Origin of the sequence: Micromonospora sp. NPDC005174 (genome assembly GCF_040608495.1) — a bacterium.
Lineage (GTDB): Bacteria > Actinomycetota > Actinomycetes > Mycobacteriales > Micromonosporaceae > Micromonospora.
Genome location: NZ_JBEXIJ010000010.1, coordinates 186,872 through 198,677 on the forward strand (window position 1 = coordinate 186,872; position 11,806 = coordinate 198,677).

11 protein-coding genes are annotated in these 11,806 nt (G+C 71.7%); 10 read left to right on the top strand and 1 reads right to left on the bottom strand.

The window, feature by feature from the left end; translation table 11 throughout:
• Positions 1-46 precede the first annotated feature (46 nt).
• Complete coding sequence (locus ABZU91_RS14555; protein WP_355239308.1) at positions 47-1,249, bottom strand: ROK family transcriptional regulator; 1,203 nt, start codon at positions 1,247-1,249, stop codon at positions 47-49.
• Between the two features lie 237 nt (positions 1,250-1,486).
• Here ABZU91_RS14555 and ABZU91_RS14560 point away from each other — a divergent pair, with 237 nt between their 5' ends.
• The 10 genes from ABZU91_RS14560 to ABZU91_RS14605 all read left to right on the top strand — a co-directional run bounded on the left by ABZU91_RS14560 (position 1,487) and on the right by ABZU91_RS14605 (position 11,405).
• Complete coding sequence (locus ABZU91_RS14560) at positions 1,487-2,785, top strand: sugar ABC transporter substrate-binding protein (RefSeq protein ID WP_355239311.1); 1,299 nt, start codon at positions 1,487-1,489, stop codon at positions 2,783-2,785.
• A gap of 70 nt (positions 2,786-2,855) precedes the next feature.
• Positions 2,856-3,848 carry a sugar ABC transporter permease gene (locus ABZU91_RS14565; protein ID WP_355239314.1) on the top strand — a complete coding sequence of 331 codons (993 nt, stop codon included), beginning with the start codon at positions 2,856-2,858 and terminating at the stop codon, positions 3,846-3,848.
• The gene (locus tag ABZU91_RS14570; RefSeq protein WP_355239317.1) at positions 3,841-4,680 is read left to right on the top strand and encodes a carbohydrate ABC transporter permease; all 840 of its coding nucleotides are present in this window, start codon (positions 3,841-3,843) and stop codon (positions 4,678-4,680) included. Before ABZU91_RS14565 ends, ABZU91_RS14570 begins: the two co-directional genes overlap by 8 nt.
• Positions 4,681-4,709: 29 nt before the next feature.
• Positions 4,710-6,086, top strand: coding sequence for a GH1 family beta-glucosidase (locus ABZU91_RS14575; RefSeq protein ID WP_355239320.1), 1,377 nt, complete (start codon positions 4,710-4,712; stop codon positions 6,084-6,086).
• 159 nt (positions 6,087-6,245) lie between these two features.
• The gene (locus tag ABZU91_RS14580) at positions 6,246-6,743 is read left to right on the top strand and encodes a 2Fe-2S iron-sulfur cluster-binding protein (protein ID WP_355239353.1); all 498 of its coding nucleotides are present in this window, start codon (positions 6,246-6,248) and stop codon (positions 6,741-6,743) included.
• The gene (locus ABZU91_RS14585) at positions 6,740-7,723 is read left to right on the top strand and encodes a xanthine dehydrogenase family protein subunit M (protein WP_355239323.1); all 984 of its coding nucleotides are present in this window, start codon (positions 6,740-6,742) and stop codon (positions 7,721-7,723) included. Before ABZU91_RS14580 ends, ABZU91_RS14585 begins: the two co-directional genes overlap by 4 nt.
• Positions 7,720-9,810 carry a xanthine dehydrogenase family protein molybdopterin-binding subunit gene (locus tag ABZU91_RS14590; RefSeq protein ID WP_355239326.1) on the top strand — a complete coding sequence of 697 codons (2,091 nt, stop codon included), beginning with the start codon at positions 7,720-7,722 and terminating at the stop codon, positions 9,808-9,810. The genes ABZU91_RS14585 and ABZU91_RS14590 overlap by 4 nt, the downstream gene beginning before the upstream one ends.
• Before the next feature lie 28 nt (positions 9,811-9,838).
• Entirely contained in the window at positions 9,839-10,204 is a 366-nt protein-coding gene (locus ABZU91_RS14595) for a metalloregulator ArsR/SmtB family transcription factor (RefSeq protein ID WP_355239329.1), read from the top strand.
• Complete coding sequence (locus ABZU91_RS14600; protein WP_355239332.1) at positions 10,204-10,845, top strand: SRPBCC family protein; 642 nt, start codon at positions 10,204-10,206, stop codon at positions 10,843-10,845. The genes ABZU91_RS14595 and ABZU91_RS14600 overlap by 1 nt, the downstream gene beginning before the upstream one ends.
• Positions 10,846-10,889: 44 nt before the next feature.
• Positions 10,890-11,405: an NUDIX domain-containing protein gene (locus tag ABZU91_RS14605; RefSeq protein ID WP_355239334.1), complete on the top strand. Its 516-nt coding sequence runs from the start codon at positions 10,890-10,892 to the stop codon at positions 11,403-11,405.
• Positions 11,406-11,806: the final 401 nt, after the last annotated feature.

Below are 11,806 nucleotides of genomic sequence, written 5' to 3' on the forward strand. Positions count from 1 at the left end.
AATGACGCAAACTTCTTGATCACCCCACGAGGGAGCGGGGTGGGGGTTAGGCGCGGGGGACGCCGCCGGTGGTGAGGAAGCGGGCTATCGGGAGGGTGGCCGCTCCCAGGGCCACCGCGTCCACGCCCAGCCGGCACAGTTCGATCGACGCCTGCTCGTACGGCTGGCGCAGCGCCTGCCGGCCGGCGGCCTCGCGGACGGCCGGCAGCAGATCGCCCAGCGCCATCGCCGCCCACCCGCCGAGCACGACCCGCTCCGGGTTGAACAGGTTGATCAGGTTGGCCACCCCGGCGCCCAGGTAACCGGCGGTGTCGTCCAGCACCCGTCGGGCGGTGGGCGAGGTGTCGGCGGCGGCGACCAGCGCGGCGAGCTGGGACTCCTCGTCCTCGCCGGGAACGGCGTGGCCCCGGCGCGCCTCCCGGTAGCGGTCGATGATCGCCTCCGCGCCCACGTACGCCTCCAGGCAGCCGCGCGCGCCGCACCGGCAGGCCCGACCGCCGTACACCAGGGTGGTGTGCCCCCACTCCCCCGCGCTGCTGGACGCGCCCCGATAGGTGGCGCCGTTGGTCACCACGGCCGCGCCCACACCCGAGCCGACCAGCGCGAAGACGGCGTGCCGGGCCCCGCGACCGGCGCCGAACCACATCTCGGCCTGACCGAGGGTCTTCGCGCCGTTGTCGATGTGCAGCGGCAGGTCGGTGCCCGCGCCTATGAGGCGTTCCAGCGGTACCCGGTCCCAGCCGAGGGCCTGGGCGTGCACGACGGCCTCGTCGCCCTGCTGGACCACGCCGGAGACGCCGATGCCGACGCCGAGCACGTCGGCGGTGGCCACCCCGGCCCGGCCGGTGACCACCTCGATGCCGGTCAGCACGTGCCCGGCCACCACGTCCGGCTCGGTACGCGCCGGGTCGAGCGGGTACTCGACGCTGGCGAGCAGGGTCATCGCGAAGTCGAACAACTCGACCCGCACCCGGGTCTCGCCGACGTCCACGCCGATCACGAAGGCGTAGCGGGCGGCGACTTGCAGCAGCATGCTGGGACGGCCGCCGTCGGACTCGGCGGCACCGGCCTCGACGACGATGCCCTCGTCGATCAGGTCGGCCACCACGTTGCTCACGGCCGGCTGGCTCAGGCCGGTGCTGCGCACGAGGTCCTGCCGGGTGAGCGGGGCATCGAGGAAGAGCTTCGTCAACAGGGCGGACCGGTTGCGCAGCCGGACGCTCCGGTTGGTGGCACGCGCCAGCTCCACTCGTTACCTCGTTCCCGTCGGCCGTAGGTGGCGACTGTAACCGCACCGTGCTTGACGACCCACCAGCCAACCACTTTAATGACGACATTCATTAAGCCGTGATGTAACTCCCGGGAAACGCCGAAGGACCTCCGACGGCGCGTCCGGAGAAACCCCGTCCGCAGCCGGCCGCCGTCGCCTCACCCCTATCGACGACGACGGCCGGCGGACCCCCACCACGCACCGGAAGGGCTCACCGTGTCGAAACGACACCTCGGGATATTCGCTGCCGCCGTCCTGGCTGCCGCATCGCTGACCGCCTGCGGCGGCTCCGGCGACGACTCCGCCTCATCGCCCAAGACCCTCACCTACTGGGCCAGCAACCAGGGCGCCAGCCTGGAGGCCGACAAGGCCACCCTCCAGCCCGAGCTGGACAAGTTCGAGAAGCAGACCGGCATCAAGGTCAACGTCGAGGTGGTCCCCTGGTCGGACCTGCTCAACCGACTGCTCGCCGCCGCCACCTCGGGCAAGGGCCCGGACGTGGTGAACATCGGCAACACCTGGTCGGCGTCACTGCAGGCCACCGGTGCGCTCGTCGAGTTCGACGACGCCGCCCTGCAGGCCGTGGGCGGCAAGGACCGGATCGTGCCCGCCGCGCTCGCCGCCGCCGGGGCCCCGGGCAAGCCGCCGGCCGCCGTGCCGCTCTACAGCATGGCGTACAGCCTGTACTACAACAAGAAGATGTTCGCCGACGCGGGCATCACCGCCCCGCCGACGACCTGGGAGCAGGTCGTCGAGTACGGCAAGAAGCTCAGCACCGGCGGCAAGTGGGGCCTGGCCATCGAGGGCGCCAACCCGTCCGAGAACGCCCACCACGCGTTCACCTTCAGCCAGCAGTACGGCGGCGAGTGGTTCGACTCGGCCGGCAAGCCGACCTTCGACACCCCGCAGAACGTCTCGGCCATCAAGCGCTACATCGACTTCATGGCCGCTGACAAGATCACCAACCCGAGCAACGCCGAGTACGCGCAGAACCAGTCGGTCTCGGACTTCGCCAACGGCAAGGCCGGCATGCTGCTCTGGCAGTCCGCCGGCTCGAACCTGAAGACCCAGAACATGGCCGCCGACGCGTACGGCGTGGCCCCGGTGCCGTTCCTGGCCAGCCCGCCGGCCGGCGGCAAGAAGGTCAACAGCATGGTGGCCGGCATCAACATGGCCGTCTTCAAGCACACGAAGAACAAGGACGGCGCGCTGAGCTTCGTCAAGTTCATGACCAGCGACGAGGAGCAGACGATCCTCAACAAGACGTACGGCTCGCTGCCGGCTGTGAAGACCGCCGGCTCCGACCCGGCGTTCAGCGCTCCGGAGCAGAAGAGCATCCAGGAGACCCTGGTCACCACCGCGGCCCCGCTGCCGCAGGTGCCCGAGGAGAGCACCTTCGAGACCCTGGTCGGCACCGCGATGAAGGAGCTGTTCGCCGACGCCGCGAGCGGCAAGCCGGTCACCGAGGCATCGGTGAAGGCGAAGCTGACCGACGCGCAGCAGAAGATGCGCTGACCCACGCAGCGCCGGTGGCCGTGGTCGGGCTCGTCGCCTGACCACGGCCACCGCCTCCGAGAGGACCCCGATGGCAACCAGCACCACCGCGCCGGACGCCGACCGTCGCGTACCCCGGGCCGGGTCACCCGCCCGGGGGGCCGCCCGCCGGCCGCGCGGCCCCCGCCGTTCCCTCCTGCCGTACCTGCTGCTCGCGCCGGCCATCGTGCTGGAACTCGCCATCCACGTGATCCCGATGGTGGTCGGGGTCTGGATGAGCCTGTTGGAGCTGACCCAGTTCCACATCCGCGACTGGTCCACCGCGCCCTTCGTCGGTCTGGAGAACTACCGCGCCACGCTCGACCTGAACTCCGCCGCCGGCAAGGAGTTGCTGCACTCGTTCTGGGTGACGCTTGCCTACAGCCTGCTCTCGGTCGGGTTCGCCTGGCTGCTCGGCATCGCGGCGGCCGTCGTGCTGCAGAAGCCGTTCCGGGGGCGGGCCATCCTGCGGGCGCTGTTCCTCACCCCGTACGCGCTGCCGGTCTACGCCGCCGTTATCACGTGGAGTTTCCTGCTCCAGCGCGACACCGGTCTGGTCAACCACGTGCTCGTCGACCAGCTCGGCCTGCTGAACGAGCGGCCGTTCTGGCTGATCGGCGACAACAGCTTCTGGTCGCTGCTGGTGGTGTCGGTCTGGCGCAACTGGCCGTTCGCGTTCCTGTGCCTGATGGCCGGCCTGCAGAACGTGCCCGGTGAGCTGTACGAGGCCGCCGCGATCGACGGCGCCGGGTTCTGGCGTCGGCTGCGCTCGGTCACCCTGCCGATGCTGCGGCCGGTGAACCTGGTGCTGCTGCTGGTGCTGTTCCTGTGGACGTTCAACGACTTCAACACCCCGTTCGTGCTCTTCGGCGGCTCGGCGCCCGCGCAGGCGGACCTGATCTCCATCCACATCTACCGCAGCTCCTTCAAGACCTGGGACTTCGGGTCGGGCTCGGCGATGTCGGTGGCGCTGCTGCTGTTCCTGATGGTCGTCTCGGCCGCGTACCTGCTGATCACCAACCGCCGGAGGGACGACCATGCGTGAGACCGCCGGTGAGCGCTGGGGCCGACGCATCGTGCTGACCCTGCTCACCCTCTTCGTCGTCATCCCGCTCTACGTGATGGTCACGTCCGCGGCGAAGCCGCTGCGGGACGTGCAGAACGGGTTCACCTGGTGGCCCAGCCGGCCCACCCTGCAACCGTTCGTCGACATGTGGAGCACCGTGCCGCTGGCCCGCTACCTGGTGAACAGCCTCGTGGTGTCGAGCGTCGCGGCGGTCTGCTCGGTCGCGATCGCCATCTTCGCGGCGTTCGCGGTCAGCCGGTACCGGTTCCACGGCCGCGGTGTCTTCACCGTGACGGTGCTGTCCACGCAGATGTTCCCCGGCATCCTGTTCCTGCTGCCGCTGTTCCTCATCTACGTCAACCTGGGCAACGCCACCGGCATCGAGCTGTACGCCAGCCGTACCGGCCTGATCATCACGTACCTGACCTTCTCGCTGCCGTTCTCGATCTGGATGCTGGTCGGCTACTTCGACTCGATCCCGCGTGGGCTGGACGAGGCGGCGCAGGTCGACGGCGCCGGGCCGCTACGCACCCTGTTCCAGGTCATCCTGCCGGCCGCCGTGCCCGGCGTGGTCGCGGTGACCGTGTACGCGTTCATGACCGCCTGGGGTGAGGTGCTGTTCGCCTCGGTGATGACCGACGAGGGCAGCCGCACCCTGGCTGTCGGCCTCCAGGGCTACTCGACCCAGTTCAACGTCTACTGGAACCAGATCATGGCCGCGTCGCTGGTGGTCAGCATCCCCGTCGTCGCCGGCTTCCTGGCCCTGCAGCGCTACTTCGTCGCCGGTCTCACCGCCGGCGCCGTCAAGTGAGTCACCCCAACCCAGAGGAGAGCCTTCCCGTGCCGGACCTGTCCAAGCTGCCACCCGACTTCCTCTGGGGCGTCGCCACGGCGGCGTACCAGATCGAGGGGGCCGTCGACGTCGACGGCCGGGAGCCGTCCATCTGGGACACCTTCTCGGCGATCCCGGGCAACGTCGACAACGGCGACACCGGGGCGGTGGCCTGCGACCACTACCACCGGTGGCCGGAGGACATGGGGCTGCTGCGGCAGCTCGGCGTGGACGCGTACCGGTTCTCGGTGGCCTGGCCCCGGGTGATGCCCGCGGGCGTCGGCCGGGTCAACCCCGCCGGGCTGGACTTCTACGACCGGCTCGTCGACACGTTGCTCGCCGACGGAATCCGGCCGTTCGTCACGCTCTACCACTGGGATCTGCCGCAGGCCCTACAGGACGCCGGTGGCTGGCCGGAGCGTGCCACGGCCGAGGCGTTCGCCGAGTACGCGGCGGTGGTCGCCGGTCGCCTCGGTGACCGGGTGGCCGACTGGTGCACGGTCAACGAGCCGCTCTGCGTGTGCTGGATCGGGCACCTGGACGGGAACATGGCCCCCGGCGAGCGGGACCTGACCCGCGCGGTGCACGCCTCGCACCACGTGCTGCTCGGGCACGGCCTCGCCACCCAGGCGATCCGGGCGAACGCCGCCCGGCCCGCCTCGGTTGGGCTCGTCGTGAACCTCAGCCCGATCGAGCCGGCGACCGACCGGCCCGAGGACGTCGCTGCGGCACGGCGGGCCGACGGGCACGTCAACCGGTGGTGGCTCGACCCGATCCACGGGCGCGGTTACCCCACCGACATGGTCGAGACGTACGAGGTCGAGCCGCCGGTACGCGGTGACGACCTGGCGGTGATCGCCACGCCCACCGACTTCCTCGGAGTGAACTACTACTTCCGGCAGTTGGTGGTCGACGACCCGACCGGTCCGGCGCCGTACGTGAAGCAGGTGCCGGTGCCCGGCTCGGTGGAGACGGCGATGGGCTGGGAGGTGCACCCGGCGGGTCTGGAGCGGCTGCTCGTCGACGTGCACGAGGAGTACCGGCCGGCCCGGATCATCGTCACCGAGAGCGGTTCGGCGTGGCACGACGAGGTCACCGCCGACGGCACGGTGCAGGACAAGGAGCGCACCGACCACCTGGAGCAGCACCTGGCGGCGTGCGCGTCGGCGGTGGCGCGGGGTGTGCCGCTGGACGGCTACTTCGTGTGGTCGCTGCTGGACAACTTCGAGTGGGCGTACGGCTACGACAAGCGCTTCGGCCTGGTGCACGTCGACTACGCCACCCAGCGGCGGACGGTGAAGGCGAGTGGCCTGCGGTACGCGGACCTGATCCGCACCCACCGGCACCTCGCCCGTAGCGCCGACGCCGCCGCGCCGGTGGCCTGAGGCACGAACCCCGGGTGCCGCGACCGGCGGCACCCGGGGGCCGCACCAAGGTGGGCTGTCTGCGTAATTCGCCCGCTTATGTACGGCTGCCGCTAGTCTGGGCCCGTGCGGGGCGAACCAGAGAACGCGACGACGATCGACGAGCGTCACTCGACCCGGGTGGTGTTCGAGGTCAATGGCGACCGGCGGGAACTGACGCTGGACAACCGCACGACCCTGCTCGACGCGCTGCGCGAGCAGCTGGGCCTGATCGGCGCCAAGAAGGGCTGCGACCACGGCCAGTGCGGCTCCTGCACGGTGCTGCTGGACGACCGTCGCGCCAAGAGTTGCCTGGTCCTCACGGTCACCCTGGACGGTCGGTCCGTCCGGACCGTCGAAGGGCTCGCCGAGGCGGACGACCTGTCGCCGTTGCAGGCCGCGTTCGTCGCGCACGACGCGTTCCAGTGCGGCTACTGCACCCCCGGGCAGCTCTGCTCCGCCCGGGGCATGCTCGACGAGGTCGCCAGAGGCTGGCCCAGCGCGGTCACCGACGACCTGGACTCGCCGCCGGAGCTGACCGACGCCGAGATCCGGGAGCGGATGGCCGGTAACCTCTGCCGCTGCGCCGCGTACCCGCACATCGTCTCGGCGATCCGCGAGACGGCGACGACGTCGTGAGGCCGTTCCGCTACCACCGACCGGCCGACGTGGCCGACGCCGTCGCCGTGCTGACCGGCGAGCCGCACGCGGCATACCTGGGCGGCGGCACCAACCTGGTGGACCTCATGAAGCTCGGGGTGCAGCGACCCGACCTGCTGGTGGACGTGACCCGGCTACCCCTGGACGCCGTCGAGGAGCTACCCGACGGTGGGCTGCGGATCGGCGCGACCGTACGAAACAGCGACCTCGCCGCCCACCCGGCGGTCCGCCGCGACTACCCCGTGCTGGCCCGCGCCCTGCTCGCCGCCGCGTCCGGCCAGCTACGCAACATGGCCACCACCGGCGGCAACCTGTTGCAGCGCACCCGCTGCGTGTACTTCCAGGACACCGGCAAGGCGTGCAACAAGCGCGACCCGGGCAGCGGCTGCGCCGCCCTGCACGGACAGAACCGCGACCTGGCCGTCCTGGACTGGTCCGAGCAGTGCGTCGCCACCCACCCGTCGGACCTGGCTGTCGCCCTCGCCGCGCTGGACGCCGTGGTGGAGGTGCACGAGACCGAGGGCCCCCGGGACATCCCCCTCGCCGCGTTCTACCGCTCCCCCGGCACGCAGCCGGAACGGGAGACCACCCTGCCGCGCGGCGCGCTGATCACCGCCGTACGGCTGCCGGCGCTGCCGGCCGCGCGCCGCTCGGCGTACCTCAAGGTGCGTGACCGGGCGTCGTTCGCCTTCGCCGCCGGCTCGGTCGCCGCGGTCCTCGACCTCGACGGCGACGTGGTCCGCGACGTACGCCTGGCGTACGGGGCGGTGGCCCACCGGCCGTGGCGGGCGCACCGGGCCGAGCAGGAGCTGCGCGGTCGCCCGTTCAGTCCGGAGCTGGCGGCGCGGGCCGCCGACGCCGAACTGGCCGAGGCGCGGCCCCTGCGGCACAACGGCTTCAAGCTGCCCCTGACCCGGGCGATCACGGTCCGGGTGCTCACCGAGTTGGCATCCTCGTGAGCGCCGGCGCGGTCGGCCGGGCGTACCCCCGGCTGGAGGGCCGGGAGAAGGTGACCGGCACGGCACGGTACGCCGTCGAGTACCCGACCGACGGCGTCACGTACGGCTGGGTGGTGCCGGCGGACGTCGTCCGGGGCCGGATCACGCGCGTCGACGCGGACGAGGCGCTGGCGTCGCCCGGCGTACTGGCCGTGTTGCACCACGGCAACGCGCCCCGGATGGCGCCGGGCCCGGCGGCGGAGCTGCGGCTGTTGCAGGATCCCATGGTGCACTACCGGGGGCAGTTCGTCGCCGTGGTGGTCGCCACCAGCCTGGAGGCGGCCCGGGAGGGCGCCCAACTGGTGCGGATGGAATACGACGCCGGACCGCACACGACCGTGCTCACCGCCGACCACCCGGGCCTGTACCGGCCGGACCACGTGAATCCCCACTACCCGACGGACACCGCGGAGGGCGACTTCGACGCCGGGTACGCGGCCGCCCCGGTGCGGGTGGACGCCACCTACCGGACGCCGGCCTACCACAACAGTCCGATGGAGCCGCACGCCACGACGGCACGGTGGGACGACGGACGGCTGCTGGTGCACGACTCCAACCAGGGCACCGCGTCCGTGCAGGCCACCCTCGCCGAGCTGTTCGAGCTGCCCCGGGAGTCGGTCCGGGTCGTCGCCGAACACGTCGGCGGCGGCTTCGGCAGCAAGGGGTTCACCAAGGCTGCGGTGGTCCTCACCGCGCTCGCGGCCCGGCACGTGGACCGTCCGGTCAAGCTGGCCCTCACCCGCCAGCAGCTGTTCGGGCCGATCGGCTACCGCACCCCCACCATCCAACGGGTCCGTCTCGCGTGCGACGCCGACGGGCGGCTCACCGCCGTCTGCCACGACGCGATCAGCCAGACCTCGACCATCCGGGAGTTCGCCGAACAGACCGCCGTCTACACCCGCAGCATGTACGCGGCGCCGCACCGACGTACCACCCACCGGCTGGCCCGCCTCGACGTGCCCACACCGTTCTGGATGCGCGCCCCCGGCGAGTGCCCCGGCGCGTACGGCCTGGAGTCGGCGATGGACGAGCTGGCCATCGCCGCCGGCATCGACCCGGTGGAGCTGCGTATCCGCAACGACCCCCGGGTCGACCCCGACCAGGGGGAGGCGTTCACCAGCCGCAACCTGGTGGCCTGCCTGCGCGAGGGGGCGCAGCGGTTCGGCTGGACCGGACGCGATCCCACGCCCCGGGCGCGACGCGACGGGCGGTGGCTGATCGGCACCGGCGTGGCCGCGTCGGCCTACCCGGCCCGGGCCCGGCCCTCCTCGGCGACGGTCACCGCCCGGCCGGACGGCACCTTCCTTCTCCGAATCAACGCCACCGACATCGGCAACGGCGGTCGGACGGCGATGTGGCAGGTGGCCGCCGACGCGCTCGGCGTACCGCCGGAGCGGGTGGAGATCCGCATCGGCGACAGCGACCTGCCGGAAGCGCCGGTGGCCGGCGGGTCGATGGGCACGGCGAGCTGGAGCTGGGCCGTGATCCGCGCCTGCGAGGCGTTGCGCGGAAAGCTGCGCGACGGCGCGCCGACGGACACCGAGGTCACCGCCGGGGCGGACACCTCCGAGGAGGTGGCCGGGCAGCCGGCGCGGCCCCGGTACGCGTACGGGGCGCAGTTCGTCGAGGTGCGGGTGGACGCGGACACCGGCGAGGTACGCCTGAACCGGCTGCTCGGCGTGTTCGCCGCCGGCCGGGTGGTGAACCCGACGACGGCGCGCAGCCAGCTGATCGGCGGCATGACGATGGGGTTGTCGATGGCGCTGCACGAGGAGGGTGTGCTCGACGAGCGCTACGGCGACTGGGTCAACCACGACCTGGCGACGTACCACATCACCGGCTGCGCCGACGTCGAGTCCATCGAGGCGTACTGGCTCGACGAGCGGGACGACGAGCTCAACCCGGCCGGCGTGAAGGGCATCGGTGAGATCGGCATCGTCGGCACCGCGGCGGCGGTCGCCAACGCGGTCCACCACGCCACCGGCGTCCGCATTCGCGAGCTGCCGATCCGGTTGGACAAGCTGGTCGGAGTGTCAGGCCTGGCTTAAATAAGGCCATGCTGATATAACTGTCGCCGTGCACGCCTTCGACGTGCTGGGCGATCCGGTCCGGCGCCGCATCCTGGAGCTGCTCGCCGACGGTGAGCAGACCGCCGGCGCGGTCAGCACGGTCATCCGCGACGAGTTCGGCATCTCCCAGCCCGCCGTGTCCCAGCACCTGAAGGTGTTGCGGGACAACGGCTTCGCCACCGTGCGTCCGGAAGGCACCCGGCGGCTGTACGCGGTCGACCCGCGCCCGTTACGCGAGGTCGACGGCTGGTTGGAGCACTTCCGCCGCTTCTGGGCGCCGCCCCTGGCCGCGCTCGCCACCGAGCTGGCCCGGGGCCGACGTGAGCGTCGCCTGCGCGGGCCCGCCGACCCACCCGACGAGAGGAACACCTGATGTTCGACGCGACCGAGCAGATCAACGCCGTCCAACGGCAGGTCGGCAGCCGCACCCTGGCCGCCGGCGAGGCCCGGGTGACCACGATCAGCCAGACATACCAGGCGACCGCCGAGGACCTGTGGGACGCCTGCACCAACGCCGAGCGCATCCCCCGCTGGTTCCTGCCGATCAGCGGCGACCTGCGGCTGCACGGCACGTACCAGCTCGAGGGCAACGCCGGCGGCACCATCGAGACCTGCGAACCCCCGCACCGCTTCACCGCCACCTGGGAGATGGGCGGCGAGGTGAGCTGGATCGACGTGCGGGTCACGCCGGTCGGCGACGACCGGGCGCGCCTCGACCTGGACCACATCGCACACGTCGACCAGGACCGATGGGCACAGTTCGGGCCGGGCGCCGTCGGCGTCGGCTGGGACCTGGGCCTGCTCGGCCTCGCCACGCACCTGTCGAGCGACGGCGTCGGCGTCCGACCGGAAGACAGCGCCGAGTGGATCGTCTCCACCGAGGGACGACGGGCCATGGAGCTGAGCAGCCAACTCTGGGGCGAGGCGAGCGTCGCCGCCGGCACCGACCCCGACGAGGCCAAGGCCGCCGCCGAGCGCACCACCGCCTTCTACACGGGCGTGCCCGAAGCCTGAGCGGAAAGCGGCGGACCGACCGGGCACGGGTAACGTGCTGCGGCATGACCGGTACGCCGTACTCGCACTGCTCCTACTGCGGCGCCGCCTATCCGGCCACGGCCGGATGGCCGCGGGTCTGCGCGGTCTGCGGCGAGACCGTCTGGCGCAACCCCCTGCCCGTCGCGGTGGCGGTGCTACCGGTCCGCACGGCCGAGGGCCTGGGGGTGGTGGTGGTCCGCCGGGCCATCGAACCGGCCCGCGGGCTACTCGCGCTGCCAGGCGGTTTCATCGAGTACGGCGAGGAGTGGTCCGACGCGCTCGTGCGTGAGCTGTGGGAGGAGACCGGGCTGGTAGCGGACGCCGCCGACGCCCGGCTCCTCGCCGTCCGGGGCGCGCCGCAGGGCGGCACCATGATGATCTTCGGAGTGCTGCCCGAGCGTGCCGCCGAGGACCTGCCCCCGTCCGCGCCCACCGAGGAGGCGACCGAGTGGCTGGTCCTCACCGACCCGGTCCAGTTGGCGTTCTCCACCCACACCCGCGTCCTGGCCGACGTCCTCGCCGCACCCCACCAACCCTGACCCCGCCCCGCTCCGCCCCGCTCCGCCTGCTGACGCTAAGTGATCCACCCCAGTTCAGAAGAGCGCCCTGACGCGCTGATCCACTCGGGTTCGGTGAACTCGGCGTGTCCTCGACGGCAAGACACCCCGGCTTCCCTGAAACCGAGTCGATCACGCCCGAGGCCAAGCCCCCGACCCCGGCCCCAGCCCCGGCCCCGACCCGGCCCCGGCCCGACCCCAGCCCCGGCCCGACCCCGACCCCGCGATCTTGCACTTACTGTGGGGACATAAAGGGCATTTCACGTGATCCGACAACCGAAAGTGCATGGGAGCGGCTGGCAGACTACGCCGGTGCAATCCGCGACCAGCTTGGCTGACCCCCGTCCCACCATCGCCGACTTCCACCGCGTCAACCGGGGCGG